Source organism: Pantoea nemavictus (assembly GCF_037479095.1).
In the GTDB taxonomy this organism is placed as follows: domain Bacteria; phylum Pseudomonadota; class Gammaproteobacteria; order Enterobacterales; family Enterobacteriaceae; genus Pantoea; species Pantoea nemavictus.
Genome location: NZ_JBBGZW010000001.1, coordinates 3,537,234 through 3,563,971, shown reverse-complemented (window position 1 = coordinate 3,563,971; position 26,738 = coordinate 3,537,234). Strand labels below are relative to the sequence as shown.

General features: G+C 55.3%; 26 protein-coding genes. 7 read left to right on the top strand and 19 right to left on the bottom strand.

Annotation, left to right across the window (positions count from 1 at the left end; all coding sequences use genetic code 11):
• Window positions 1–26 precede the first annotated feature (26 nt).
• The 9 genes from WH298_RS16360 to WH298_RS16320 form a co-directional block, all read right to left on the bottom strand.
• On the bottom strand, window positions 27–494 hold the full coding sequence (locus WH298_RS16360) for a YbjO family protein (protein ID WP_180823340.1): 468 nt from the start codon (window positions 492–494) through the stop codon (window positions 27–29).
• 74 nt (window positions 495–568) lie between these two features.
• Window positions 569–1,414 (bottom strand): putrescine ABC transporter permease PotI, encoded by an 846-nt coding sequence (gene potI / locus WH298_RS16355; protein ID WP_007887657.1) that lies wholly within the window; start codon window positions 1,412–1,414, stop codon window positions 569–571.
• Window positions 1,411–2,367: a putrescine ABC transporter permease PotH gene (gene potH / locus WH298_RS16350; RefSeq protein WP_007887658.1), complete on the bottom strand. Its 957-nt coding sequence runs from the start codon at window positions 2,365–2,367 to the stop codon at window positions 1,411–1,413. Before potH ends, potI begins: the two co-directional genes overlap by 4 nt.
• 9 nt (window positions 2,368–2,376) lie before the next feature.
• Entirely contained in the window at window positions 2,377–3,510 is a 1,134-nt protein-coding gene (gene potG / locus WH298_RS16345) for a putrescine ABC transporter ATP-binding subunit PotG (protein WP_180823732.1), read from the bottom strand.
• 114 nt (window positions 3,511–3,624) lie between these two features.
• Entirely contained in the window at window positions 3,625–4,734 is a 1,110-nt protein-coding gene (gene potF / locus WH298_RS16340; RefSeq protein WP_007887660.1) for a spermidine/putrescine ABC transporter substrate-binding protein PotF, read from the bottom strand.
• A 372-nt stretch (window positions 4,735–5,106) separates the two neighbouring features.
• Window positions 5,107–5,589: a YbjN domain-containing protein gene (locus WH298_RS16335; protein WP_007887662.1), complete on the bottom strand. Its 483-nt coding sequence runs from the start codon at window positions 5,587–5,589 to the stop codon at window positions 5,107–5,109.
• An 87-nt stretch (window positions 5,590–5,676) separates the two neighbouring features.
• Window positions 5,677–6,579, bottom strand: coding sequence for a 30S ribosomal protein S6--L-glutamate ligase (rimK, locus tag WH298_RS16330; RefSeq protein WP_180823339.1), 903 nt, complete (start codon window positions 6,577–6,579; stop codon window positions 5,677–5,679).
• Window positions 6,580–6,596: 17 nt separating this feature from the next.
• The gene (gene nfsA, locus WH298_RS16325) at window positions 6,597–7,319 is read right to left on the bottom strand and encodes an oxygen-insensitive NADPH nitroreductase (RefSeq protein WP_049850995.1); all 723 of its coding nucleotides are present in this window, start codon (window positions 7,317–7,319) and stop codon (window positions 6,597–6,599) included.
• 15 nt (window positions 7,320–7,334) lie between these two features.
• Window positions 7,335–7,586, bottom strand: coding sequence for a DUF1418 family protein (locus WH298_RS16320; RefSeq protein WP_180823338.1), 252 nt, complete (start codon window positions 7,584–7,586; stop codon window positions 7,335–7,337).
• A 170-nt stretch (window positions 7,587–7,756) separates the two neighbouring features.
• Here WH298_RS16320 and WH298_RS16315 point away from each other — a divergent pair, with 170 nt between their 5' ends.
• Window positions 7,757–8,020 (top strand): GrxA family glutaredoxin, encoded by a 264-nt coding sequence (locus WH298_RS16315; RefSeq protein WP_007887673.1) that lies wholly within the window; start codon window positions 7,757–7,759, stop codon window positions 8,018–8,020.
• Between the two features lie 33 nt (window positions 8,021–8,053).
• On the opposite strand, the gene ybjM is transcribed toward WH298_RS16315, so the two are convergent.
• Window positions 8,054–8,425 carry an inner membrane protein YbjM gene (ybjM, locus tag WH298_RS16310; RefSeq protein ID WP_180823337.1) on the bottom strand — a complete coding sequence of 124 codons (372 nt, stop codon included), beginning with the start codon at window positions 8,423–8,425 and terminating at the stop codon, window positions 8,054–8,056.
• Window positions 8,426–8,678: 253 nt separating this feature from the next.
• Here ybjM and WH298_RS16305 point away from each other — a divergent pair, with 253 nt between their 5' ends.
• Together WH298_RS16305 and ybjG are read left to right on the top strand one after the other, a co-directional pair.
• Window positions 8,679–10,367: an aspartate:alanine antiporter gene (locus WH298_RS16305; protein WP_007887678.1), complete on the top strand. Its 1,689-nt coding sequence runs from the start codon at window positions 8,679–8,681 to the stop codon at window positions 10,365–10,367.
• A 364-nt stretch (window positions 10,368–10,731) separates the two neighbouring features.
• Window positions 10,732–11,337: an undecaprenyl-diphosphate phosphatase gene (ybjG, locus tag WH298_RS16300; RefSeq protein WP_180823731.1), complete on the top strand. Its 606-nt coding sequence runs from the start codon at window positions 10,732–10,734 to the stop codon at window positions 11,335–11,337.
• 67 nt (window positions 11,338–11,404) lie between these two features.
• Here the strand turns inward: ybjG and WH298_RS16295 are convergent, their stop codons facing one another.
• On the bottom strand, window positions 11,405–12,610 hold the full coding sequence (locus WH298_RS16295) for a serine hydrolase (protein ID WP_049850992.1): 1,206 nt from the start codon (window positions 12,608–12,610) through the stop codon (window positions 11,405–11,407).
• Window positions 12,611–12,885: 275 nt separating this feature from the next.
• Between WH298_RS16295 and WH298_RS16290 the strand changes: the two genes are divergently transcribed.
• A complete protein-coding gene (locus tag WH298_RS16290) occupies window positions 12,886–13,542 on the top strand; it encodes an HAD family hydrolase (RefSeq protein ID WP_180823336.1) in 657 nt (218 codons plus the stop codon).
• A 1-nt stretch (window position 13,543) separates the two neighbouring features.
• On the opposite strand, the gene WH298_RS16285 is transcribed toward WH298_RS16290, so the two are convergent.
• The 3 genes from WH298_RS16285 to WH298_RS16275 form a co-directional block, all read right to left on the bottom strand.
• Window positions 13,544–14,677, bottom strand: coding sequence for a PQQ-dependent sugar dehydrogenase (locus tag WH298_RS16285; RefSeq protein WP_180823335.1), 1,134 nt, complete (start codon window positions 14,675–14,677; stop codon window positions 13,544–13,546).
• Between the two features lie 104 nt (window positions 14,678–14,781).
• Entirely contained in the window at window positions 14,782–15,438 is a 657-nt protein-coding gene (locus WH298_RS16280; RefSeq protein WP_180823334.1) for a DUF3313 domain-containing protein, read from the bottom strand.
• Between the two features lie 118 nt (window positions 15,439–15,556).
• Window positions 15,557–16,192 (bottom strand): carbonic anhydrase, encoded by a 636-nt coding sequence (locus tag WH298_RS16275; protein WP_007887698.1) that lies wholly within the window; start codon window positions 16,190–16,192, stop codon window positions 15,557–15,559.
• Window positions 16,193–16,521: 329 nt separating this feature from the next.
• Here WH298_RS16275 and rimO point away from each other — a divergent pair, with 329 nt between their 5' ends.
• Window positions 16,522–17,847 (top strand): 30S ribosomal protein S12 methylthiotransferase RimO, encoded by a 1,326-nt coding sequence (rimO, locus tag WH298_RS16270; RefSeq protein WP_007887701.1) that lies wholly within the window; start codon window positions 16,522–16,524, stop codon window positions 17,845–17,847.
• On the opposite strand, the gene WH298_RS16265 is transcribed toward rimO, so the two are convergent.
• Window positions 17,844–18,293, bottom strand: coding sequence for a DUF4385 domain-containing protein (locus WH298_RS16265; RefSeq protein ID WP_007887705.1), 450 nt, complete (start codon window positions 18,291–18,293; stop codon window positions 17,844–17,846). The genes rimO and WH298_RS16265 overlap by 4 nt on opposite strands.
• Before the next feature lie 115 nt (window positions 18,294–18,408).
• On the opposite strand from WH298_RS16265, the gene WH298_RS16260 reads away from it, so the two are divergent.
• Window positions 18,409–20,070 (top strand): methyl-accepting chemotaxis protein, encoded by a 1,662-nt coding sequence (locus WH298_RS16260; RefSeq protein ID WP_180823333.1) that lies wholly within the window; start codon window positions 18,409–18,411, stop codon window positions 20,068–20,070.
• A gap of 299 nt (window positions 20,071–20,369) precedes the next feature.
• The gene (locus WH298_RS16255; protein ID WP_180822033.1) at window positions 20,370–21,353 is read left to right on the top strand and encodes an IS110 family RNA-guided transposase; all 984 of its coding nucleotides are present in this window, start codon (window positions 20,370–20,372) and stop codon (window positions 21,351–21,353) included.
• 34 nt (window positions 21,354–21,387) lie between these two features.
• On the opposite strand, the gene gsiD is transcribed toward WH298_RS16255, so the two are convergent.
• The 4 genes from gsiD to gsiA all read right to left on the bottom strand — a co-directional run bounded on the left by gsiD (window position 21,388) and on the right by gsiA (window position 26,729).
• On the bottom strand, window positions 21,388–22,293 hold the full coding sequence (gsiD, locus tag WH298_RS16250) for a glutathione ABC transporter permease GsiD (protein ID WP_180823332.1): 906 nt from the start codon (window positions 22,291–22,293) through the stop codon (window positions 21,388–21,390).
• 10 nt (window positions 22,294–22,303) lie between these two features.
• Window positions 22,304–23,224, bottom strand: coding sequence for a glutathione ABC transporter permease GsiC (gene gsiC, locus WH298_RS16245; protein WP_007887711.1), 921 nt, complete (start codon window positions 23,222–23,224; stop codon window positions 22,304–22,306).
• 49 nt (window positions 23,225–23,273) lie between these two features.
• Window positions 23,274–24,809, bottom strand: coding sequence for a glutathione ABC transporter substrate-binding protein GsiB (gsiB, locus tag WH298_RS16240; RefSeq protein WP_180823331.1), 1,536 nt, complete (start codon window positions 24,807–24,809; stop codon window positions 23,274–23,276).
• A gap of 63 nt (window positions 24,810–24,872) precedes the next feature.
• Window positions 24,873–26,729, bottom strand: a complete 1,857-nt coding sequence (gene gsiA / locus WH298_RS16235; protein WP_007887715.1) for a glutathione ABC transporter ATP-binding protein GsiA — start codon at window positions 26,727–26,729, stop codon at window positions 24,873–24,875.
• Window positions 26,730–26,738 lie beyond the last annotated feature (9 nt).

Below are 26,738 nucleotides of genomic sequence, written 5' to 3'. Positions count from 1 at the left end.
CGGGAAAAAAACGGGGGCCGATTGTATCACCGGTGCCGGAAAAAAGCGCGGCTGCTGGCGGGCACAAACAGCAGCAACAGTACCAGCACATCCGGCAGCTTTTGCTGCAGGGTATGATGAATAATCTGCGCATTGCTTTCGCCGGGAATGCTGAAAATCTCCGGGTAAATCCAGCCAACCGAAGCCATCAACATATAGAAAAGCACAATAATTTGCGTGGCAACATAGCCCCAGCGTCCACGGTTATTGCCCCGCATCAGGGTGAAGGCACAGCGCAGTTCAAACAGGAAAATCAGCTGGCTGGCGATAAAAATCAGCGTGGAATCCCAGGCCTGCGCGCTACGATGCACAAAGTTGGCAAGTTCGTCGTAACCCAGTTCGTTGGCCAGCATCAACACGCTGAGGCAGCGCGTGATAATAATCGCGCTGCCCGCCACCATGACCGGCACCGGCGTCGCGTTAATCATTGAACCGTTTTTCAGGGTTTCCGACATGGTTTAGCTCCGTCACCATAATAAAACGGGCCGAAATAATCAGCCCGTTCTTATGGTGGCAAATGTTACGATGTTCAGCCACGTTTTGCTTTCTGAATATCGCGTAATCGCTGCTTTTCTTCGTGCGCCATAAAGCGCCAGGCGATAAAACCGACTAAACCGACGACAAACAGAATCAACGATGCCAAGGCGTTGATCTCCGGATTTACACCACGCCGCACGGTGGCAAAAATCGCCATCGGCAAGGTGGTTGCGCCTGGACCCGTAACGAAGCTGGCGATCACCAAATCGTCGAGCGATAGGGTAAACGCCAGCAGCCAGCCGGTGACAATCGCAGGTGCGATCATCGGCACGGTGATCACAAAGAACACTTTCACCGGTGTGGCACCGAGATCCATCGCCGCTTCTTCTATCGAGCGATCCAGTTCACGCAGACGCGAGTTGATCACCACCGCCACGTAAGCGGTACAGAAGGTCACGTGCGCCAGCCAGATAGTCAGCATGCCGCGATCGCTCGGCCAGCCAAACGTATTGCCCATCGCCACAAACAGCAGCAGCAAAGATAAACCGGTGATGACATCAGGCATGACCAGCGGCGCCGTCAGCATAAAGGCGAAACCGTTATGCCCGCGGAAGCGGCCAAAGCGCACAATCACCACCGCCGCCATAGTGCCGAGCACCACCGCCATCGTTGCTGAGAGCGCGGCGATAGTCAGGCTAAGCCCCACCGCATCGAGCATTGCCTGATCCTGGAACAGCACTTTGTACCAGTGGAATGAGAAGCTATCCCACACCGTCACCAGCGGCGAACTGTTGAAGGAGTACACCACCAGCAGCAGCATCGGCGCGTACAGGAACATAAAGCACAGCACCAGAATCACGGTGCGCCACGGAGATCGAATGGTAGGTAACTGGCTCACTCTTTCTCTCCCACTTCACGGTTCTGATGCTTGTGGAACCAGATGATCGGTAATATCAGAATCAACAGGATGATCACCGCCAGCGCGGACGCTACCGGCCAATCGCGGTTGTTAAAGAACTCCTGCCACAAAATGCGCCCAATCATGATGCTGTCCGGACCGCCGAGCAGTTCAGGAATCACGTACTCGCCCACCGCCGGAATAAACACCAGCATTGAGCCGGCAATAATCCCGCCTTTGGTCAGCGGGACAATCACGCTAAAGAAGGTCTTTAACGGACGCGCGCCGAGATCCAGCGACGCTTCCACCAGCGAATAATCAATACGCGTCAGCGCGGTATAAATCGGCAGCACCATAAACGGCAGATAGCAGTAAACGATACCGATATACACCGCGGTATTGGTGTAGAGAATCACCAGCGGGTGATCGATCACCCCGAGCCACATCAGGAACCGGTTGAGAATGCCGTTGTTGTTGAGCAGCCCCATCCACGCGTAAACGCGCACCAGGAATGAGGTCCACGACGGCAAAATCACCAGCAGCAGCAAAATGGTGCGCATTGAGGGCTTGCTGTGTGCCACCGCCCACGCCAGCGGATAGCCGATCATCAGGCAGATAATGGTCGAAATGCCCGCCACTTTCAGCGACGTCAGATAGGCATCGGCGTAGAGCGGATCGTCGGTCAGCGTAAAGTAGTTACCGAGATTGAGCACCAGATTGAGCTGACCATCCGCCCACGTAACCAAATCGGTATACGGCGGAATGGCGCGCGCAATATCGGCGAAGCTGATCTTCAGCACAATCAGGAATGGCAGCAGAAACAGCAGGATCAGCCACAGATAAGGCAGCGCAATCACCAGCTTGCGGCCGTGTTGCATTTTGATGCGCGTTGCCCAGCGCTGCAGCGGCGTGCCCACGACTTTAGGCACGCGGCGTTGAGAAATCTGGCTCATATCGCCCCCTTAAACCGTCAGAACCACACAGCTGTCAGCGTCCCAGCAGAGACGGACTTCATCGCCCCAGGTTGGCGCGCCTTTGCGGTAGCGATGGGCATTTTGCAACTGTGCGCTAATCATCTGGCCGCTGCGCAGACGCACGTGATAAATCGACAGGTCGCCAAGATAGGCAATGTGCACCACTTCACCGACGGCAAAATTACAGCCATCGGCCGGCACTTCCTCGCACAGCATCACTTTTTCCGGGCGCAGCGCAACGTGCACCGGCACGTTATCGACGACGGAGACATCAGTTTGCACCTTCAGCGGATGCACTAAGCCCGGCGCATCAATGATCAGCGCGTCTTCACCGCGGTCGCGCAGCAGGCCTTCAAACACATTCACCGAACCGATGAACTCGGCGCTGTAACGGCTGGTTGGATGCTCGTAAATCTCTTCCGGCTCACCAATCTGCACGAATTTGCCGCGGTTCATGATGGCGATGCGGCCCGCCATGGTCATCGCTTCTTCCTGGTCGTGCGTCACCATCACGCAGGTGGCGCCCACACGCTCAAGAATATCGACCACCTCATGCTGCATGCGGTCACGCAGCTTTTTATCCAGCGCGCCCATCGGTTCATCAAGCAGCAGCAGTTTCGGACGCTTCGCCAGGCTACGCGCCAGCGCCACACGCTGACGCTGGCCGCCAGAGAGCTGATGCGGCTTACGTTTGGCAAACTCCTGCATATGCACCAGCGACAGCATCTCTTCGACGCGGCTGTTGATTTCGCCTTTCGGCAGTTTGTCCTGCTTCAGACCAAAGGCAATGTTCTGCTCCACCGTCATGTGCGGGAACAGCGCGTAGGACTGAAACATCATGTTGATCGGGCGTTGATACGGCGGTACGTGCGAGAGATCCTGACCATCCAGCACAATCTGGCCGCTGGTCGGCGGTTCGAATCCCGCCAGCATACGCAGCAGCGTGGATTTACCACAGCCGGAAGCACCCAACAGCGCAAAAATTTCACCTTTATAAATGGTCAAACTGACATCATCCACGGCGTGCTGGCCGTCAAAAGATTTGGTCAGATTGCGAATTTCCAGCAGCGGCGTCAACGCCTTAGCGGTTTTATTTGGGGGGCGGGGAATCGCGTCGTTCACTAACATTTCTCCGGCGCTAAAATCGCGCGGCACAGCCAGCCGCTAAAAATGGCACAACAGAGGCCAGTACCGCGCCTCTGCTGTCGTCTTCAGGCAATACTCGTTCAGAACGAGTTACTTACCACTTTTTACTTTAGTCCATGCACGGGTACGCACACGATCCAGTTTCGGATCCTGGACCTTGAGCACAAACAGTTTAGCCATGGCATCCGGCGTTGGGAAAATGCCCGGATTGTTGCGCACGTCCGCATTAATCAGCGGCAGCGAGGCTTTGTTACCGTTGGCATAGTTCATGTTGTTGGAAACATCAGCAATGACTTTTGGATCCATCATGTAGTTGAGGAATTTGTATGCCCCTTCTACATTTTTCGCGTCTTTTGGAATCGCGAACATGTCGAAGAACGCCAGGGCGCCCTGCTTCGGCACGATATAGCCCAGATGCACGCCGTTATTGGCTTTATCCGCACGATCTTTCGCCTGCAGGATATCGCCCGACCAGCCAATCGCTACGCAGATGTTGCCGTTCGCCAGGTCGTTGATGTACTGCGACGAGTGGAAGTAACGGATGTTCGGACGCAGTTTCAGCAGCAAATCGGTCGCCGCGCCAGAGTAATCTTTCGCGTCAGAGCTGTTGGGATCTTTGCCAAGGTAGTTGAGCACGGTAGCGAAAATCTCTTCCGGTGCATCAAGGAAGGAGACGCCGCAACCTTTCAGTTTTTCCAGGTTTTCCGGTTTCAACACCAGATCCCAGCTATCCAGCGGTACATCTTTGCCCAGTGCGGCTTTCACTTTATCGACGTTATAGCCGATGCCGGTGGTGCCCCACAGATAAGGGATCGCGTATTTGTTGCCGGGATCGTGCTGGGCCACTTTCGCCATCAGATCGGGATCGAGGTTTTTATAGTTTGGCAGCTTGCTCTTATCCAGCTCCTGGAACACGCCCGATTGCAGCTGACGCGCAAGGAAACTCGACGATGGCACTACCACGTCATAACCGGTACTACCGGCCATCAGTTTGCCTTCCAGCACTTCGTTGGAATCGAAAACGTCGTAAACCACTTTATCGCCGGTCAACTTCTCAAAGTTCGGCACCGTGTCAGCCGCGATATAATCTGACCAGTTATACACATGCAGCGTTTTATCTTCTGCCTGAGCACCGGCGGCCGCAGCCATCAGCACACCAGCAACCACACCTGGCAACCATTTTTGACGTTGGTTGAACATGTTTTCCTTCCTCCTGAGCGGGTCATTACAACGCTGTATACACGCGATCCGAACGTTGCGTTTTCTGTAAAAATTACAGGCACACAATGAATCAATATTCAGCGGGAGTTTAATAGCAAAAACCTATAGTTGTGCTGAGGTTGCTTGTCCCAGTCAGCCCCGCAAGGATAGCCCCCCCTTACCTACTGCACCAGATCCCAGCTTAAAAAACGCCTTTTCGCGATAAGTTATGCATGTTTCTGCTATGGGGTTTGGCACTAGTGGCATAAAGCACAACTAATATCTGGCAATAAAGGGCAAAGTGCAGAATAAAAAGTGGTGGGGCAGAAATGAAAACTGCCGCAAAAAGCGGCAGTTAGCGAGGCGGGGAACTCAGTGCAGCATCGCGTGGCTGCTGGTGCTGGGCTGTCGCTCCTCTTCTTCTCCTTCCATGATGAGCAAGTTATTAGCGAAGGCTTCCATAATCACCATGGAAACGCCCTCTTCACTCTGCTTCATAAAGTGGGAGAACTGACCGAAGGTTAATCCGGCGGTGGTGCTGATCGACTGGCAGACAATCAGCTTCGGCAGATTGTCGTCCTGAATATCCACGAAGGCTTTAATCGTGAGCGAGCTGGCGTTGATCTGCGATAAATCGCCCACCAGCGGAATCAGCGCCGTGGGTTTCACTTCTGCCAGCGCGGAGAAGAGGATGACGTTATCCACCAGGTCAATTTTTGCATCAAACACCCCGTCAAAATTCTGCATGTGCGGCAGGTGCAGTGCCTGACAGGCATCGCATTCGAACCAGGTGATATTTTGTTGATCCAGCCAGCGACGCAGCACGTCAATGTCCGGAACGACCAGTGAATCCATCGTAATATCCTGTGGGGTGAAGAAATGAGCGCCTTAGCTTACGGAAAAACCGATCTGGATGCCACGAAAACCGCCGAAAAACGCGGGTTAGCCGCCGGTTTTAGGACGATAGCCGGGGCAAGCATGTTGCTCTACCCATGCGATCATCATGGTCGCGATATCCAAACCGGTAATGCCCTCAATGCCTTCCAGCCCCGGCGAAGCGTTCACTTCCATTACCAGCGGCCCGCGATGTGCGCGCAGAATATCCACACCAGCCACTTCGAGACCGAGCGTGCTGGCCGCTTTCACCGCAATTTCCCGCTCCTGTGCGGTGATCTCCACTGCTCGGGCTTTCCCGCCGCGATGCAGGTTGGAGCGAAAATCGCCCTCTTTTGCTTCGCGCTCAATCGCCGCCACCACTTCATTGCCAATCACTAAGCAGCGAATATCGCGCCCTTGTGCTTCCTTGATAAACTCCTGCACCAAAATATGTGCGTTGAGGCCACGAAAGGCATCGATCACGCTCTCCGCCGCCTGACGCGTTTCCGCCAGTACCACGCCGATGCCCTGGGTGCCCTCCACCAGCTTCACCACCAGCGGCGCACCGCCGACCATGGCAATCAAATCATCGGTATCATCCGGCGAGGAGGCAAAGCCGGTGATCGGCATATCAATCCCCTCACGCGCCAGCAGCTGCAGTGAACGCAGTTTGTCGCGCGCGCGGGTAATCGCTACCGATTCATTAAGCGGATAGCTGCCGCGCACCTCAAACTGGCGCAACACTGCCGTGCCGTAAAAGGTGGTGGCGGTGCCGATACGCGGAATCACCGCATCAAAATGCCCCAGCGCCTCGCCGCGGTAGTGCACCGCCGGCGAATCGGAGTTGATATTCATGTAGCAGGAGAGCGGATCGATGATCTGTACCTGATGGCCACGCTCTTCCGCGGCGTCGCGCAGACGTTTACACGAATAGATCGATCCATCGCGGGTGAGAATGGCCATCTTCATTGCAGAGTTCCTTGTGCTTAGCGTGTCGCCCAACCCTGCTGATGCAGGTAATCCAGAATAAATGGACGCGTTTCTTTAATGATCAGACGCTGAATCAGCTGGCTCCAGTTTTCAGAACGCTGATTGCTGTCGCGCTGCTGATAATAGGCGGTAATTTGCTCATCGTACTGTGCCAGCACGGTTTTATCGACGGGTTGATAACGATTTTCGTGTACCAGCATCGCCTGCGGCATGCGCGGTTTAACGTCCGGCGCATCCGCTGGATGACCGACGCAGAAACCGAACAGCGGCAGCACAAATTTCGGCAGCTCAAGCAGTTCGGTGACTTGAGCAATACTGTTACGAATACCGCCAATAAATACGCCGCCAAGGCCGAGCGATTCTGCCGCGACCATGGCATTTTGCGCCATCAGTGCGGTATCAACGCAGCCGAGCAGCAGCTGTTCAGCGCGTCCCAGCTGCGCATCCGGGCAAATCTGCTGATGACGATTGAAGTCAGCGCAGAACACCCAAAATTCCGCCGCCGCGCTAACCCACGGCTGGCCGCCGGTCAGCTGCACCAGCTGCTCACGTTTTTCCCGATCGGTGATGCGAATAATGGAGGAACACTGCAAAAAGCTGGAGGTTGAGGCCGCTTGTGCCGCTGCAATAATGGCGCTGCGCTGCGCCTCATCAATGCCTTGTTCGGTAAAGGCGCGAATAGAACGGTGGCTGCACAGTAAATCGATAGTCGGCGTCATAATCCTCTCCGGTGGTTACTTCTTTTTGTTGGAATGATTGAACAATTGCGGGGCCATCGCCTTCGCCGTCCGCCACATCATCATCCATGCCGCAGGCAGCATCAGCGCGATGCCCAGAAAAAACAGCAGCGTCGCCAGCGGCTTTTTGGCCATAAAATCCGGCGCGCTCACCCAGTCATTGGTCAGTAGCAGCGCACCCATTACGGCAAGCACGCCGAGCACTTCGAGCAGCAACACGGGTTTGGGTAATGTGGCGAGATTACGCATGCGAAGGTTCCTTTGGCGTACAATCAGTTTTAGCGTCTGCATAGGCAGCAGATATCAGAATAACAGGTAACTTCTTCTTCCTTTAAGCAGGATGGGCGGGCATGATGTGACGCATTATTCACGCTGTGATGTGATTCTAGTCACAAAACAGCAGCGGAAGGAGAGAAGCAATGATTGCAGTGATTTTTGGCCGTTCTAGCTGCCCTTACTGCGTACGTGCAAAAGAGTTGGCGGCAAAGCTGACCAGCGAGCGCGACGATTTTAACTATCAGTACGTGGACATTCAGGCCACCGGCATCACCAAAGCCGATCTGGAAGCGCGTGCCGGCAAGCCGGTAACCACCGTGCCGCAGATTTTCCTCGACGATCAGCACATTGGTGGTTACACCGAATTTGCTGCCTGGACGAAAGAAAACCTGGGTATCGAAGCGTAAGATAACGGGCCTGCGGGCCCGTTTTTGATCGGGCTATTCAGCCCGCATCGCCAGCATAATTCGCAGCAAGCGCACCAGCAGTGCCCCACATCCCGCCCAGAACAGCGCACTTAAACTCCAGGCCACAATCAGCAAGGCGCTGTGCGTCATCGGTATGACCAGCATCAGCCACATCATTCCCAGCAGCGTGCCACCCAGCGCAATCCACAACGTGCCGACCAGCGGACTCTCTGGCTGCAATAGCGCCATTAACATCCCCGGTAATAAAAACAGCAGTAATTCTGGTTGTCCGCGCACGGCTTGTTCACTGGCGGCGGCCCAGAAATGGTGTGCATAAATAAACACCAGCGTATAAAGCATCACGCCCAGAACCGATGCTGGCCAGCGATTATTGCGCTGCAACATAATTAGCCTCAACTTTTACGTTAACAATTATGAAACTTTTTTGCCCTGATGCGCACGACTGGAAATAAAAAGAAACAGCTGGAGGCGAAAGGAATGAAAACTGCCGATAGCTGAGGATGTTAATTATGATTAGAATGACGCCGCTTTAGTATGAGGTCTTAGCTTTTTTGTTGCAGAAACCTTAGCGGTCGGCACAAGATAGCGAAAAAAGTCCTGCTCATCAACTTGTTACAGGTAAAGAAGAAGTTAAACCGTGAACATTAACGTCGCAGAATTGTTAAGCGGAAATGACGTTCTGTTATTATTTGTCGTTTTAGCACTCGGACTTTGCTTGGGTAAATTACGCCTCGGCTCGGTCCAACTCGGTAATTCCATTGGTGTACTGGTAGTTTCGCTAATTTTAGGCCAACAGCATTTCGCTATTAATACTGACGCCTTAAGTCTTGGCTTTATGTTGTTTATTTTTTGTGTCGGCGTGGAAGCCGGGCCAAACTTTTTCTCAATCTTTTTCCGTGACGGTAAAAATTACTTCTTTTTGGCGATTGTTATGGTGGTTAGCGCGCTGTTAATCGCGTTGACGCTCGGCAAATTGTTCGGCTGGGATATTGGTTTAACCGCAGGCATGCTGGCAGGCTCAATGACCTCGACGCCGGTGTTAGTGGGCGCGGGTGATACGCTGCGGCAAAGCATCAGCGACAGTCATCAACTCACGCTGATGCAGGATAACCTTAGCCTCGGTTACGCCCTCACCTATCTGGTGGGATTAGTGAGCCTGATTTTTGGTGCGCGCTATCTGCCGCGCCTGCAGCATCAGGATCTGCCAACCTGCGCGCAGCAAATTGCTCGCGAGCGCGGCCTTGATGCCGATAGCCAGCGCAAAGTGTTTCTGCCGGTCATCCGCGCCTATCGCGTGGGTCCGGAACTGGTGGAGTGGAGCGGCGGCAAAAACCTGCGTGAGCTGGGCATTCATCGCCAGACCGGCTGCTATATTGAGCGGCTGCGCCGCAACGGTATTCTCGCCAGCCCGGATGGAGACGCCATGCTGCAGCTCGGCGACGATATCTCGCTGGTAGGCTATCCCGATGCGCATGCGCGCCTGGATCCCAGCTTCCGCAACGGCAAAGAAGTGTTCGATCGCGATCTGCTGGATATGCGCATCGTTACCGAAGAGATCGTGGTGAAAAACCACAACGCGGTTAACAAACGCCTGAGTCACCTCAAATTGACCGACCACGGTTGTTTTCTTAACCGCGTGATCCGCAGCCAGATTGAGATGCCGATTGATGACAGCATCATGCTAAACAAGGGTGATGTGCTGCAGGTGAGCGGCGAAGCGCGTCGCGTGAAGAGTTTGGCCGACCGCATTGGTTTTATCGCCATCCACAGCCAAATCACCGATCTCCTCGCCTTCTGCGCCTTCTTTATCGTCGGCCTGATGGTGGGCATGATCACCTTCCAGTTCAGCAACTTCAGCTTCGGCATCGGCAACGCCGCCGGATTGCTGTTCGCCGGCATTATGCTTGGCTTTATGCGGGCCAACCATCCCACGTTTGGCTACATCCCGCAGGGCGCGCTGACGATGGTGAAAGAGTTTGGCCTGATGGTGTTTATGGCCGGCGTCGGCCTGAGTGCGGGCAGCGGCTTGCAGCACGGTTTTGGCAGCGCAGGCGCATTGATGCTTCTGAGTGGCCTGCTGGTGAGTTTGCTGCCGGTGGTGATTTGCTATCTGTTTGGCGCCTATGTGCTGCGTATGAACCGCGCCCTGCTGTTTGGTGCCATCATGGGGGCACGCACCTGTGCGCCGGCAATGGAGATCATCAGCGATACCGCGCGCAGCAGCATTCCCGCGCTGGGTTATGCCGGCACCTACGCGATTGCCAACGTATTGCTCACGCTGGCGGGCACCTTGATAGTGATAATCTGGCCGCTATTGCCATTCTAAAAATATATTTGACGCAATAACGAACTTTCTTTTGGGGTCGCAGTCTGAATAAGTGCCACTGCTTTTCTTTGAAATCCCCAAATTGTGGAGCCCGCCGGTCAATGACTTGCGGGTTTTTTTATGGCTATCGATCCTGTGGTTTAAGGTTCACTGCTGCGTAAATTGTCAGCCTGTCCACCGCCTGCGCTATTTTCCAATATTCATGCAACTTTCATCAAAGTTAAACACTCCAACAACCCGCAATAAGATTAAGAGCGCGACTATTTATTACTGATGCGCGCGCTTTTAGGCTATCAGCTTTATTTTGCTGGCAATTTTTACGCTGGTGTTGTTTGGGTAAACAAGTCGAGGATACGCAATCGTGATGGAAGCACTTAACCACACGCTTTTTTTATGGATCAACGCCACGCAGAATTCACCGCAATGGCTGATCGGTCTGGCGACGTTTATCGCCAAAGATGTGATTGCCATTGTGCCGCTGCTGATTGTCGCGCTCTGGTTGTGGGGACCGCGCGATCAGGTGCAATCACAGCGCGAACTGGTGCTAAAAACCGGCATGGCGCTGCTGTATGCATTGAGCATTTCATGGTGCGTGGGTCAGTTGCTGCCGCATCCACGCCCTTTCGCCATCGGTTTCGGCCATCAGTTCCTGTCGCATGCGCCAGACGACTCTTATCCGAGCGATCACGGCACCACCATTTTCACCTTTGCGCTGGCGTTTATCTTCTGGCACCGCATGTGGTCTGGCGTACTGTTGCTGGTCGTCGGTAGCGCCATTGCCTGGTCACGCGTCTACCTTGGCGTGCACTGGCCGTTGGATATGCTGGGCGGATTTTTGGTCGGCATGCTGGGTTGCCTGGCGTCACACATGGCATGGCAGCTTTATGGTCAGCGGATGCTGGCGTTCACCCATCAGGTGTATCGCGCGCTGTTCGCTATGCCGATTAAGAAGGGTTGGATTCGCGAGTGAGCGATGAGGTCGCCATGAGTGGCGACCCAACAAATTCATCAGGTGCGCAGGGCTGCGCACCGTCTGATTAACTAAACCACTTCCCGAACCAGCCGTGGAATTTCATCATCACGAAATCCCAGATCCGGCCAACAAAGCCGCCTTCCGGCACGGCTTCCATCGCCACCAGCGGACGTTGTTCAATGGTTTTGCCATCCAGCTGGAAGTCGATGGTGCCGACCACCTGATTTTTCTCCAGCGGCGCTTCCAGCTGCGGTGAGTTTAGGGTAAAGCTGGCCTTGAGATTTTTCATCTGCCCTTTCGGCACGGTAATCGCCGCGTCTTTGGCCACGCCAAGATTGACCTGGCTGCGATCGCCAAACCACACGCGCTGCTGGGCAAACGGCTTGTCAGCTTTAATCGGCGTGACCGTTTCATAGAAGCGGAAACCCCACGTCAGCAACTTCTCGCTCTCACGGAAGCGCGTTGCATCAGTCGCCGCACCGAGCACTACCGAAATCAGACGCATATCGCCTTCGGTGGCCGATGCCACCAGATTGTTACCCGCGCCAGAGGTATGGCCTGTTTTAATGCCATCCACCTTCAGATTGCTGCTCCAAAGTAGGCGGTTGCGGTTCATCTGCTTGATCTTGTTGAAGGTGAACTCTTTTTCACTGTTAAGCGCGTACTCTTCCGGCACATCGCTAATCAGACGTTGACCGATAATCGCCATGTCGCGCGCGGTGCTGTACTGCCCTTCGGCATCCAGACCGTGCACCGTCATAAAGTGAGTATTTTGCAGACCAAAGGCTTTGACGTAGTTATTCATCAAGCCGATAAACGAATCCTGACTGCCCGCCACATAATCGGCCAGCGCAATGCACGCATCGTTGCCGGACTGAATCACCACGCCTTTATTCAGTTCTGATACCGGAATGCGGTCGCCGGGTTTAAGGAACATTAGCGATGAACCGCGCAGTTTTGGATTGCCGGTAGCCCAGGCATCCTGACCGATGGTCACCATATCGTCATTGGTAATTTTGCCCGATTTCAACGCCTGGCCGACCACATAGCTGGTCATCATTTTGGTCAGGCTTGCCGGATCGAGACGCTGATCGGCATTGGATTCCGCCAGCACTTTTCCGCTGTTGTAATCCATTAAGATCCAGGCTTTGGCATCAATTTGCGGTGCTGCAGGTGCCTGCTCAGCCTGCGTGGTGACGGGAATAAAAAGCAGTAATAGTGAAGAAGCAGCCAGCGGCCGCCAGACAGAAGCGAAGGTGTTTTTTCTCATGAGCGTGACCAGATTGTCCTTGTTAAATCTTGGTTTTCTTGCAGGCAAGACGTGTCTCGCCCAACGCTAACGGTTCATGCCAGCGAAAAAAACCGTTCAATCGTAAAGTTTTATAGAGTTTATTAGAGTAACCCTGGCACCAACCGCCCTGCGCTGCCACTTTTGCGCGGCTGACCGCAAAGAAAATTGCGTGTAATTCCGATTTTTCGCAGAACGGTTAAGCCAGTCACAAATTTCCGCTAACCTGAATCTCAGTCAGCCTGAGGAGAGCCGCGATGGACTTAGCCATTTTCGATCTGGATGAAACCCTGATTTGTGAAGACAGCACCAGCCTGTGGCTACGCTGGCTGGTTTCACAGGGATTTGCCCCCGAAGAGATCATTCAGCAGGAGAAAATCCTGATGGATCAGTATCACACCGGTACGTTATCAATTGAAGAGTATATGAACACCACGCTGGCACCGTTAGCTGGCATGGCAACCATGACCGTCGAAGGCTGGGTACGCCGCTTTATCCATCGCGACATCATGCCGCGCGTCTTTCCTGCTGCGCGCGCGCGCATCGAGTGGCATCAGCAACGCGGCGATACGGTGATGATCATTACCGCCAGCGGCGACCATTTAGCCGTGCCGATTGCCGAACGTCTTGGCGTACACGGTGCGTTGGCGATTGGCGTGGAAGTGGTGGATGAACGCTACAGCGGCCAAACCTACGGCACCATGACCTATCGCGAAGGCAAAGTGACGCGCCTCAGTGACTGGAAAGCCTTACAGCAGGAGCAGCACTTCGAACGCACCTGGGCTTACAGTGATTCCATGAACGATTTGCCGCTGCTGACGCATGCCGATCATGCCTGGGTAGTGAATCCCAACCCGCTGCTGCTACAAGAGGCGCAGCAGCGCGGTTGGGAAGTGTGTAACTGGGTACGTTGAGTTAACCGCGCGGGGTGCTGGCGTCAGCTGCCAGCCCCACTTTCAGCAGCTTGCCATTGGCTTCATCGGTCAACACATACAGATAACCATCCGGTCCCTGGCGCACATCGCGAATGCGCTCGCCACGATCGTCCAGTAACCGCTGCTCTTCCACCACTTTTTCGCCGTTAACCTGTAAACGAATGAGGTTCTTCTCCTTCAGCGCGCCGATAAACAGCGAGTTTTTCCACTGCGGGAAACGTGCGCTGTTGTAAAACGCCATGCCGCTAATGGCAGGAGAGACTTTCCAGTAATGCAGCGGCTGTTCCGTGCCGTCCACGGCGCTGCCCTTGGCTTCCGGCACCTTTTCACCGCTGTAATCAATGCCGTGAGTGGCCAGCGGCCAGCCATAGTTTTTGCCCTTTTGCGGGATATTCACCTCATCGCCGCCGCGTGGACCGTGTTCGCTTTCCCATATTTGCTGCGTCCACGGATTGAGCGCCAGACCTTGCGGATTGCGCATGCCATAGGACCAGATTTCAGCACGAGCCCCTTTACGGTCAACGAACGGATTATCCGCGGGAATTGCGCCGTCCTGGGTCAGGCGCACGATTTTACCGGAAAGTTTATCCAGCTGCTGTGCGCTGCTGCTGGCGAAGTTATCGCCGAAGGCGATATAGAGAAAACCCTGACGATCAAACGCCAGTCGCGTGCCGATATTCGCGCCACCCGAGAGCTTCGGCGTTTGCTCCAGCACCACCTTAAAATCGCTCAATTGACGATTATCGTCACTGAGTCGCCCATAACCCACCACGCCGCCAGCGCGTCCACTGGCATCGGCGGTGGTATAACTCAGCCACACGCGACGGCTTTGGGCGAAATCAGGCGCCAACACTACGTCCAGCAAGCCACCCTGGCGATTGGCCCACACTTTCGGCACGCCGCCAATCGGCTGTGACAAGCCTTTGCCCGGCTGCCAACTGCGCAGCTGACCGGATCGTTCAGTAATTAACAGCGTTTGATTGTCGGGCAGAAATGCGACCGACCACGGATGATCGAGCTTGTCTTGCAAAACCTGCACCTGCACATCGGCAGCGAGCAGCGGGGAGGAACAGCTTAAGGCGCCAAACAGAAGCGCGGCGGGCAGTAATCGCATGGCATTCTCCTTTATCACGGTCTGCCGTTAAGGGTAGTCAGCGCGTAACAAAGGATGGGACGGATTTACAAAACATTAAGCCCGGCGCAAGGCCGGGCTCGACGTTACGGTGTGGAAAACGCCACTACATCGCGCACCATCTCATCAATCGCCGGACGGAGATCGTTAAGCGTGATTGGCGTGCTGCTATTTGGCAACGGCTTGCCAAAGGCTTTACGCACCACTTTGATCAGCGGCTTACCGGTCTGTCCATCAACCGCTTCCACTTCGAGGAACAAGGCACTCTCTTGCGTGCGATGTCCGGTGGCCGCCATGGTGCTGGCGACTACCGCAGCGACGGGTACAACTTCATAGAATTGCATGCCTTTGTTTTCGGCCGACACCGCAGTAATGGCTGTTTTCACCACCAACGTTTGTGGACCTTTTTGTGCTACCAGCGGTTTGCGCTCAGAGATTGCGCGTTTTAGCTGGCTATCGGTATAGCTCCGCACCTCGTCCAGTGTTTGCTGACTGACACGTGCATTAGGATGTGGCACCGGATAATAGACCACTGGCGTATAGACCACACCGCGATAATCCGCATCGCGATAATCGGGAGATACCCAGCGTAGCGTTGGTTTGCCGCTCGGTGATTTCTCCGGTTGTAACTGACTATAATCGCCAAGAAAGCCCGAATATTGTTGTTTGTCGGCAACATGAGAAGTACAGCCCGCCGCCAGCAGCGCCAGCGTTAAGACGGGAACAGAAAGGGAAAATCGCATGAGAGAGCCCTTATCAGAGGTAATTGCTTCTCAAGTGTAGAGGCTGGTAATGCGCGTGGGGGGAAATTTTCGCGAAATGCGAGGAAAAACCACCTGCAATGCAGGTGGTTAGGCGGAATTACTCGAAGCAAGTTTCCGGATTTTCCGACAGTGAAATGAACGATTCACCGCCTTTAGTCAGAGCGATTATTCCGCCGCTCTCAATATCATAAACCCACCCGTGCAGGCGAACTTTGCCTTTACGCAGCGCCACCGCCACGGAAGGGTGTGTTTTGATATTGTGCAGCTGCGCAATCACGTTCTCTTTCACCATCTCATTGAGACGTTTCTCCACGCTATCGTAGTTGCGCTCTTCCACCACCGCTTTAGCGGCGTTGGCGTAGTGCAACCAGTGATCGACCGCCGGCATGGTTTCAAGATCGGCATTCGATGCAATGGCGTTCATGGCACCGCAGTTGGAGTGGCCGCAAATAATAATTTCGGTCACACCCAGCGCGACGACCGCGTACTCAATGGTCGCTGACACACCACCTGGCTCGGGTCCAAACGGCGGCACAATGTTACCGGCGTTACGGATCACGAACAGCTGGCCAGGCTCTGACTGCGTCACCAGCTCTGGCACCAGACGGCTGTCTGAGCAGGAGATAAACAGGGCTTTGGGATTTTGGTTGGATGCCAAACTTTTGAAAAGATCCTTCCTTTCCGGGAACACATTCTGTTGAAAATTCAGAAAACCTTTGACGATCTCTTGCATTTGTTTGCTCTCACATTATCCACTTCTGCCCTGGCAGTGAGGATTCACCATCAGTGCGATTTGAAATTTTCAGTGCAGATAATAACTTACCCTCACCGACCCAACATTTAAGCAAAACACGCCCGCTTACACAACTCGGATGACCCTATGCAGCCGGGCGCGTAGAGGGTGCGCCACAACGAATTAAACGCACCGCCAAATGAGTTAAGCATAATCACAACAGATTGGCGGCCCTAAAAGGAGATTCTTACACAGCCTATACATTTTCCTCTGCAACCTCTGTACAATCGCCCCCCTATCCACACTAATTATGATGAATTTTTATCCTTATGAGCCATGTCAAAAATCCACCACGCGTGGGGTTCGTCTCCCTCGGCTGTCCGAAAAACCTCGTCGACTCTGAACGCATCCTGACGGAGCTGCGTACTGAAGGCTATGACGTGGTGCCACGCTACGATGATGCGGAGATCGTCATCGTTAACACCTGTGGATTTATTGATAGCGCCGTACAGGAATCCCTGGAAGCGATTGGTGAAGCGCTGAACGAGAACGGCAAAGTGATCGTCACCGGCTGCCTCGGTGCCAAAGTGGACCAGATCCGCGAAGTGCATCCGAAGGTACTGGAAATCACTGGCCCGCACAGTTACGAGCAGGTGTTGTCACACGTGCACACCTACGTGCCAAAGCCGGAACACAACCCGTTCCTCAGTCTGGTACCAGAGCAGGGTGTCAAACTGACGCCGCGCCATTACGCCTACCTGAAAATTTCCGAAGGCTGCAACCATCGCTGTACCTTCTGCATCATTCCTTCGATGCGTGGCGATCTTGATAGCCGCCCAATTGGTTCGGTGCTCGACGAAGCCAAACGTCTGGTCGAAGCCGGCGTCAAAGAGCTGCTGGTGATCTCGCAGGACACTTCCGCCTATGGCGTGGATGTAAAACACCGCACCGGTTTCTGGAACGGATCGCCGGTGAAAACCAGCATGGTTAGCCTGTGCGAGCAGCTGGCCAAACTCGGCGTCTGGGTGCGCCTGCACTATGTTTATCCGTATCCGCATGTGGACGATGTCATCCCACTGATGGCGGAAGGTAAGATTCTGCCGTACCTCGATATTCCACTGCAGCACGCCAGCCCGCGCATCCTTAAGCTGATGAAGCGTCCTGGCGCAGTGGAGCGTACGCTGGAGCGCATTAAGCGCTGGCGTGAAATCTGCCCGGAGCTGACGCTGCGCTCAACCTTTATTGTTGGCTTCCCAGGTGAAACCGAAGAAGATTTCCAGATGCTGCTCGACTTCCTGCAGGAAGCGCGCCTCGATCGCGTTGGCTGCTTCCAGTACAGCCCGGTGGAAGGTGCAACCGCTAACCAGCTGCCGGATCAGGTGCCGGACGAAGTGAAGCAGGACCGTTTCGACCGCTTTATGCAGCTACAGCAGAAGATCTCCAGCGAACGTCTGCAGGAGAAAATCGGCCGCGAAGTGCTGGTGCTGATTGATGAAGTGGATGAGGAAGGCGCGGTGGGCCGCAGCATGGCTGATGCCCCGGAAATCGACGGCGCGGTCTATCTGAATGGCGATCGTCAGGTAAAAGTCGGCGACGTGGTTCGCGTCAAAGTCGAGCACGCCGACGAATACGATCTGTGGGGCACGCGCGTTTAACCATACTTCTGCTGGTGCGCCCGTTTGCGTGCCAGATAGTCAGTATCGGCGCGCAGTTTATCCCAGCACGCTTTGAAAACGGCCGCCGCAGCGGCCTTCTCTTTTTCTGTGGTACGCGGCAGTTCGTTACCCGCCGCGTCATATTTACGCCCACCCTGATGATTGCTGTAGCGCCGCGCGCGCGTATAGCCCATCTGAATGTATTTCCGCGCCATATCCATACCAACAAAGTCATCCTGCGCGCGGTACTCCTCAAACAGCTGCATAATCTGCTGCGAAGATTGCTGCGCCAGCGCTACGGTGCGAAAGCGCCAGTGTGGCAAAATCTCACTTTTGTAAGGTTCGACCATCAGCACGCCCTGTTCGCCACGTCCAACCTGATATAACTCTGGCTGCCGACGAAAATCGATGTGCTTGAAATCCTGCTCATAATTAAACGCTTTCATCTGTTTTTATCACCCTCTCATCATCCCGTGACGTAATTATTTCCTGCTGGCACTTAAGCGATGTGTTTTTGCACCGATAACTTAGATATAAGCCTACTTCCTCAGAGATGCCCCTATGTTTAAACGAATGAGAATTGTGACCGCCATCATGATGATTTTGGTGGTATTCACCGCGATGCAGGCGATTTCAGGATCGCTGTTCTTGTCATCACTGATTACCGGTCAGCATAATTTCACCACCAGCAATCAGCTATCGCATCAGCAGCGTGAGCTAGCCGACGGCTGGCAAACGCTGGTTAAAACCCGCGTTATCATTAACCGAGTCGCGATTCGCATTCTGAAAAAGCAGACCGATGACGCGTCACTTGCCGCCATCAATAAACTACTGATTAGCGCTAACGCGTCCCTTGATGAAGCAAAGCAGCATTACGATCTCTACAAAAGCATGCCGCGTCTGCCGGGACAAAGCGCTGACTCAGCCAGCGTGGTTGATGCGAAATTCATCGCCTTCACCGAATTGCTGCAGCAGTCGGCGGCATTCCTCAAAGCCAATGATTACGCTGCGTATGGCAACCTGGATGCACAACAGGCGCAGGACGATCTTGAAGCGGCTTACAAACAGTGGCGCGAGCAGAACGTCCAGCTGCTGGCGGAACGCAGTGCGCAGAACGACAGCACCTATCAGCAGATGCTGGTAATGGTAGCCGTGATGGTGGTGGTTGTCGTGCTGATGCTGGTTGCCGTGTGGATGCTGGTACGCCGTATTCTGCTCGCCCCGATGAAACAGGTGCAGCAGCAGATGGAGCGCTTCGCCGACGGCGATCTCTCCGCCAGCCTGCAGGTCGAGGGCCGTAGCGAAATGGCCTTGATTGCCGCCAGCCTCAATCACATGCAGCAGTCGCTGCTCAGCACCATCAACAATGTGCGTGATAGTGCGGATGCCATATTCGGCAGCGCCAGCGAAATTGCCACCGGCAATAACGATCTCTCCTCGCGTACCGAGCAACAAGCGGCTTCGCTGGAAGAGACGGCGGCAAGCATGGAAGAGTTAACCGCGACGGTGAAACAGAATGCCGATAACGCGCGTCAGGCCACGCAGCTGGCGAAAACCGCCTCCGAAACCGCGGATAAAGGTGGCAACGTGGTGGATGGCGTGGTGAAAACCATGCGCGACATCGCCGACAGTTCGAAAAAAATCGCCGACATCACCAGCGTAATTGATGGCATTGCGTTCCAGACCAACATCCTTGCGCTCAACGCGGCGGTCGAAGCCGCGCGCGCCGGTGAACAGGGCCGCGGCTTTGCCGTGGTGGCAGGTGAAGTACGCAACCTGGCACAGCGTAGCGCCCAAGCCGCTAAAGAGATCAAACTGCTGATTGAGAATTCAGTGCAACGCGTGAACGTCGGCTCGCAGCAGGTAAGCAGTGCTGGCGACACCATGCAGGAGATCGTCAGCGCGGTGACCCGCGTCACCGATATCATGGGCGAGATCGCTTCGGCCTCAGATGAGCAGAGCCGCGGCATCGATCAAATTGGCCAGGCGGTGAACGAGATGGATCGCGTGACGCAGCAGAACGCCACGCTGGTGCAGGAATCCGCTAACGCTTCAGCATCGCTGGAACAGCAGGCAAGCAGCCTCTCTTCAGCGGTGGCGCGTTTTAAAACCGGCACCCGCCAGGCGATCGTGCCGGTGGCGAAAATGGTGAAGCCGGCGATAGCATCCACCCGCGCACAGCCTGTTGCCGCGCACAGTAATGACCACTGGGAAACGTTCTGAGTGATTGATTAACAGATCATGCATAACCGTAGCGGCGCAATTTATTGCGCGCAGATGTGCTTCTCAACAACGCGCAATAAATTGCGCCGCTTGTATCTTGAATGTGTTGCTGGTTAGCTACCAGCAACATGAAACGGAGGCAGCTTTTTGCGCCGCTTAAGACCCGATCTTGCTTCGTAGCTTTAAGCCCTCCGTTTCTCCTTTCACGCCAGCAACTACTCTGAACGGTAACCAGAAGCTCTGACTTCGTATGTACAAGGCTAGATGGCGTGATGGTTTAAGTGAAAGGGAGATATCCGATGTTCTGTCTTGGTATTGATGTCAGCAAAAACAAACTCGACCTCTGCCTGTTCCCCGGCAACGGCAAAAAGAAAACGAAATCCATCAAAAATCAGGTCGGCGTAGAACGTGACATCTGCGACTGGCTCCAGAAGCAGAAGTGCCCGCCAGAGCAGGTGATGGTGGTGATGGAAGCGACCAGCGTCTATCACGAAAACGTCGCTTACGGGCTGCACGGGAACACGCCCGTGACGGTCTGTATCGGCAATCCGCAACGGGTCAGGGAGTTTGCCCGCGGAATGGGTATCCTGACCAAAAATGACGCGGTCGACGCCTGGGTGCTGGCCCGTTACGGCGAGCTGAAACAGCCCGATGCCTGGGTTCCGCCGCCACCGGAAGTCCGCAAGCTGAAAGACCTGCTGCGTCTGCGTGACGCCATCGTTGAAGATGTGCAGCGCGCGACGAACAGGCTCGAGAAGGCGAACTCAACCCAGACGGCGGGCGAGGTGACCGACTCGCTTGAAAGAACAAAAAAATCGCATGAAAAGGAGCTGAAGCGAATAAACGCGCTGATTGACGACCACATGGATAAGAATGATGGTCTGAAAGATGATCTTAAGCTGCTGGAGTCGATAAAAGGTATCGGCGGCGTAGTGGGAACGACCATGCTGTCGGTGCTGCGTACGTGCCAGTTCCGCAATGCGGGTCAGGTAGCGGCGTGGCTGGGCGTGGTGCCGGTCGAGAAGACGTCAGGCAGTTCGGTGAGAGGGCTGGCCCGGATGTCGAAAACCGGTCCCGCCGACGTGAGAGCGAAGCTGTATATGGCCGCGATAGTAGCGGCAAGGTGGAATCGCCCCGTAAGAGCGCTGTATGAAAGGCTGATGGCGAAGGGCAAGCCAGCCAAAGTGGCGCTGGGAGCGGTGATGCGCAAACTGGTCCATCTCTGCTTCGGTGTGCTTAAAACACGAGAGCCGTGGAACGAAAACTACGTAGCTACCGCTTGACGTTCAAGACGGTAGCTACGATCTGCAGTAAGCTTTAGGTCTTCAATTTCGGATCAAGCGCATCGCGCAAGCCATCACCCAGCAGATTAAACGCCAGCACGGTAAGGAAAATCGCCAGGCTGGGGAAAATCGCCACGTGCGGCGCAATGACCATATCGGCGCGCGCCTCATTCAACATCGCGCCCCACTCTGGCGTTGGCGGCTGAGCGCCCAACCCCAGAAACGACAAGCTCGCCGCAGTGATAATTGATGTGCCGATCCGCATGGTGAAATAGACCACAATCGACGACACCGTGCCGGGTAGAATGTGTCGCATGATAATGGTCCAGTCCGACGCCCCAATGCTGCGCGCCGACTCAATATAGGTTTGATGCTTCAGTACCAGCGTGTTGCCGCGCACCAAACGGGCAAAAGCAGGAATACTGAAAATCGCAACCGCGACAATCACATTGCTCATGCCGCTGCCCATGATCGCCACCACCGCTATCGCCAGCAGAATGCCGGGAAAGGCGAACAGCACATCGCAGATACGCATGGTGATGCGATCCCACCAGCCTTCGTAGTAACCGGCCAGCAAACCTAACACCGTGCCAATTAGCGCGCCAATCGCCACCGAGAAGAAACCGGCAATCAGCGAGATGCGCGTCCCCACCAGCACACGGCTGAAGATATCGCGCCCCAGCGAATCGACGCCAAACCAGTGCATTAGCGATGGCCCTTCATTCAGCCGGTCGTAATCGAAATAGTTTTCCGCATCAAACGGCGCCATCATCGGCGCGATAAACGCCACCACAATCAACAGCAGCACAAACAGTCCGGCCAGCAGCGCCACATGCTGACGGCGAAAACGCCGCCAGAATTCGCGCCACGGCGTGCGTACCCGGTTTTCCGTGATGGTCGGCATGGTCTTTAATGCCGCGGCACGTCGCCAGTTCTTCAATTGCGACTCCTTACTTGTAGCGAATTGCCGGGTTGATTGCCGCGTACAGCACATCGACAATCAGGTTAATCAGGATGAACTCCAGCGAGAACAGCAACACTTCGGCCTGAATCACCGGGTAATCGCGCATCTCAACCGAATCCACCAGCAAGCGGCCTAAGCCTGGCCAGTTGAACACCACTTCCACCACAATCGAGCCGCCCAGCAGGAAACCAAACTGCAGGCCCATCATGGTCACCACCGGAATCATCGCGTTACGCAGGCCGTGTTTCACCACCACCAGTGATTCGCGTACCCCTTTGGCGCGGGCGGTGCGCATGTAATCTTCCTGCATCACCTCCACGAATGAGGCGCGGGTGAAGCGCGCCATCACCGCCGCCACCGCGGCACCCAGCGTGATTGACGGCAAAATGTAGTGTTTCCAGCTATCGGCTCCGACGGTAGGCAACCAACCCAGCTGCACCGAAAACACCTGCATCAGCAGCATGCCGAGCGCGAAGGCCGGGAACGAAATCCCCGACACCGCCAGCGTCATGCCGATACGATCCGGCCAGCGATTGCGCCATACCGCCGAGGTGATACCAATCGCCATGCCGAAAATAACCGCCCACACCATGCTGCTCAGCGTGAGCCATAGCGTAGGGAAAAAGCGCGCGGCAATTTCATCAATCACTGGACGCTTCGAGACCAGCGAATGACCGAAATCGCCCTGCACCGCATTGAGCATGAAGTGCCAGAACTGCTTGATCAGCGGCTGATCGAGGCCGAGATCCTGACGCACCAGCGCCACTACCGAGGCATCCGCTTCCGGGCCAGCAATCAGGCGCGCCGGATCGCCCGGCAGCAGGTGAACAAACAGGAACACCAGCACCGCGACAATCAGCAGCGTGGGAATCAATCCCAGTAATCGTTTGAGAAAATAGTTGAGCATGCGAAGTCCTGCGCAGCATCGGCCAGCCCCGCAAGGCTGGCCGCGTCTGTTACTTCAGATCCGCCTCATCAAAATTGAATGAGGTATCGGGCATGACATAAAAACCGCTGAGGTTTTTATTGTTGGCAGACAGCAGTTGCTCGACCACCAGCGGGATCCACGGATGGTCGTTCCAGATGCGATCCTGTGCGTCTTTATACAGTTTGGCTTTCTGGTCGCGATCGGTGGTTTTTAGTGCATCGCCGAGATCTTTATCCACCTGCGGATTGCTGTAGAAGGCGGTGTTAAAGATCGCTGGCGGCCAGGACGTGGTAGCGAACAGCGGCGTCAGCGCCCAATCGGCTTCCCCGGTTGACGCCGACCAGCCGGTATAGAACATACGTACACCGCTCTCTTTCTGCCCTTTGCTCTCCACTTCAGCCGCGCGCTGACCGGCATCCATCGCCGTCACTTTGACCTTCACGCCCACCTGCGCCAGCTGCTGCTGGGTGAACTGCAGTACTTTCTGCGCGGTGCTGTGGTTATGCGATGACCACAAGGTGGTTTCGAAACCGTTCGGGAAGCCCGCTTCTTTCAGCAATTCGCGCGCTTTAGCCGGATCGTATTTAATCGCCGGATAGCTCTGCGCAAAATCGATGGTCGGCGGCACGATGCCGGTTGCTGGCGTGGCATAACCCGCAAACGCCACTTTTGCCAGCGCCTGACGGTTAATCGCGTACTCCAGTGCTTCACGCACCTTCGGATTATCAAACGGCTTTTGCGTGACGTTGAGGCTGATGTAGCGCTGCATGATCGACGGCGTGGTCACCACATCGAGCTTGCTGTTACCTTGCAGCAGTTTGGCCTGCTCGAACGGCACCGGGAAGGCAAAGCTTGCTTCACCGGTTTGCAGCATCGCCGCGCGGGTGTTGTTATCCACCACCGGACGCCAGGTAATGCTATCCAGCTTCGGATAACCTTTTTTCCAGTAGCCCTCCCACTTCTTCACTTTCACGAAGTCGGTCTGATTCCAGGTATCAAAGGCAAACGGGCCGGTTCCGACCGGATGGAAGCCGATATCCTTGCCATATTTATTCAGCGCGGTTGGCGAAATCATTACCGCCGCCGGGTGCGCCAGGTTGTTGATGAAGGCCGAGAACGGCTGCTTCAGGGTGATCTTCACCGTGGTTGGGTCAACCACTTCAGTGGTGGCGATGTATTTGAACAGGTTATAGCGCTTGAGATGGTTGTCCGGATTGCTGGCGCGATCGAGGTTAACTTTCACCGCGTCGGCATTGAAATCGGTGCCATCCTGGAATTTCACACCGGAACGCAGCTTGATGGTGTACGTCAGGCCATCGCTGCTCGCCTGATAGCTTTCCGCCAGTACGTTGGTCAGCTTCATGTCTTTATCAAAGCCGAATAAGCCCTGATAGAAAGACTTCGCCACCGCCTGTGACAGCGTGTCGTTGGCATCGTAAGGATCGAGCGTGGTAAAGGTTGAGGCCACCGCAATCACCGCATCTTTCGCCGCCCACGCGGGCAGCGCCAGCGCCGAACTCAACAAACCGGCAGTGATAACCCCTTTTCGCATAATATGGTGCATCGTTATCGTTCTCCTGTAATCCCTGTCATGCGCGACATCTGAAGATGTGCGATTGGTTGCTGCTCAGGCGCCGCTAATAGCGTGGCGGGCGACAAAATGGCCCGGTGCTACTTCCAGTAAGGGCGCCACTTCCGGCTCATCACCCAGCGGGCGAATCGGGCTGGGGATCTCATCCACCATCAGCGCCCGCTCACGATGCCGGTGGGCCGGATCGGCCACTGGCACCGCGGCCATCAGTTTTTTGGTGTAAGGATGACGCGGCTGTTCAAACACCGCCTGACGCGGTCCCATCTCCACGATCTGTCCAAGATACATCACCGCCACGCGATGGCTGATGCGTTCCACCACCGCCATATCGTGCGAAATAAATAAGAAGGCGATACCAAACTCACGCTGCAAATCGAGCATTAGATTAATGATCTGCGCCTGAATCGATACATCCAGCGCCGACACCGATTCATCGGCGATCACCACTTTGGGATTGAGCGCCAGCGCGCGAGCAATGCAGATGCGCTGGCGCTGACCGCCGGAGAATTCGTGCGGATAGCGCTGCGCATGTTCCGGCAGCAGGCCAACGCGTTCCAGTAGCCAGGCGACGCGCTTCTCCGCCTGACGACGATCCATCGTTTGATGCACCAGCAGCGGTTCCATAATGGAAAAACCTACGGTCAACCGCGGATCGAGCGAGGCGTAAGGATCCTGGAAGATAAACTGGATATCGCGGCGCAGCGACGCCAGCGCATTGCCCTGCAACGCATCAATGCGCTGGCCGTCAAAGGTAATAGTGCCGCCCTGGCTGGCCACCAGCCGCAGCAGTGAGCGTCCGGTGGTGGATTTACCACAGCCGGATTCGCCCACCAGCGCCAGCGTTTCACCGGCGTAGAGATCAAAACTGACTTTCTCCACCGCGTGCACGCGGCGCTTAACGCGATTGAGCAACCCGCCGCGAATATCGAAACGCGTAACCAAATCGCGGACCTGTAAAATCGGCGGACGATCGTGGCGCACCGTATCCTGGGGTTGTGCCCGCTCTTCGCGGCCATTGGCATGCAGTAAGGGAAATTTTGCCGGCAACGCCTGGCCGTGCATCGCGCCCAGCTTCGGCACCGCTGCCAGTAACGCGCGGGTATAGGGCTGCTGCGGATCGGCAAACAGCTGCTGCACCGGCGCGCGTTCAACCACATCACCGCGATACATCACCTGCACGCGATCGGCCATCTCTGCCACCACGCCCATGTCGTGGGTGATAAAAATCACCCCCATCTGCATCTCTTTTTGCAGCACGCGGATCAGCTGCAGGATCTGCGCCTGAATCGTGACGTCGAGTGCGGTGGTCGGTTCATCGGCAATCAGCAGCGCCGGTTTGCACGACAGCGCCATCGCGATCATCACGCGCTGACGCATGCCGCCGGAGAGTTGATGCGGATAGCGCCCCAGCACATTTTGCGCTTCCGGAATACGCACCAGATCGAGCATGCGGCGCGCTTCGGCCAGCGCCTGTTGGTGGCTTTTCCCCTGATGCAGACGGATAGATTCCGCTATCTGCTCGCCGACGGTGAACACCGGGTTAAGCGAGGTCATCGGCTCCTGAAAGATCATCGCCATATCGGCGCCGCGCACCTTGCGCATCTGACCGCTGGAAGCGCGCATCACATCCAGCACCTCGCCATTACGGCGACGCAGCTGAATTTCACCGCTCACATCGCCACCGGCCTGTTGAATCAGACGCATCAGCGCCAGCGAGGTGACGGATTTGCCCGATCCCGATTCACCCACCAGCGCCAGCGTTTCACCGCGATGCAGGTCGAGCGACAGGTTACGCACCGCTTCGGTAATGCGCCCTTCATGCTCGAAGCGTACGTTAAGATCGCGCACCGCCAGAACCTGCTCCGGCGCAAACTGCAGCTGTTGGTCCGTCATGCCTGCTCC